The 651-nt window shown below is 36.9% G+C and carries 1 protein-coding gene; it reads left to right on the top strand.

The annotated features are described in order from the left end of the window. A partial coding sequence (locus tag ACFPOF_RS24000; RefSeq protein WP_378137446.1) for a GNAT family N-acetyltransferase occupies window positions 1-496 on the top strand: 496 nt, incomplete at its 5' end. Window positions 497-651: the final 155 nt, after the last annotated feature.

A 651-nucleotide genomic window follows, 5' to 3' on the forward strand; every position in this document is an offset into this window, starting at 1 on the left:
GGGGAAAACCATGATATCTCATAGAAATCTAATGAAAGAAGATTTAGAAATCATCTCTTCGTTTCCGTTGAATGTAGAAGAATTATTTTTTATTAGTCCTCGATTTGAATATCCATTAACACCTGATCAAATTATTAAGATCCTAGAAAATAGACTTAGTCCCACAGTAATTATTGATACTAGCACCCAAATAGCTATTGCATATGCAAATCTATATGATATGAATCATGAAGATTCTGTTTGTTGGTTAGGTAATGTAATCGTTAGTCCTGACTATAGAGGCAAAGGTGTGTCTGATTATTTAATTAACACAATGATGGATAAGGCCAGAAATGAACATGATATTAAAAAGATGAAATTATTTTGCCATAACACTAATACCAGAGCTCTTATTTTTTATTGCAATCAGGGTTTTAAGCCGTGTGGATATAAAATAATAATGAATCAAGATAATAAGAAAATAGTTTCAATTGAAATGGAAAGAGAATTAATTTGAATGTATCTCAGGCGGCATCGCCTAACACCATGTTCACGCTTGGGGCCATTCGGCCCTCGGTCCGGCAGGAGTTAGATGTGGATTCGGTGATGCAATTGGCAGCAGCAGGGAAGCGGAAGTCAGCCGGACACATCCGCACCGACTAAGCGCGTCGC

This window comes from Cohnella soli (genome assembly GCF_042655525.1).
Lineage (GTDB): Bacteria > Bacillota > Bacilli > Paenibacillales > Paenibacillaceae > Cohnella > Cohnella soli.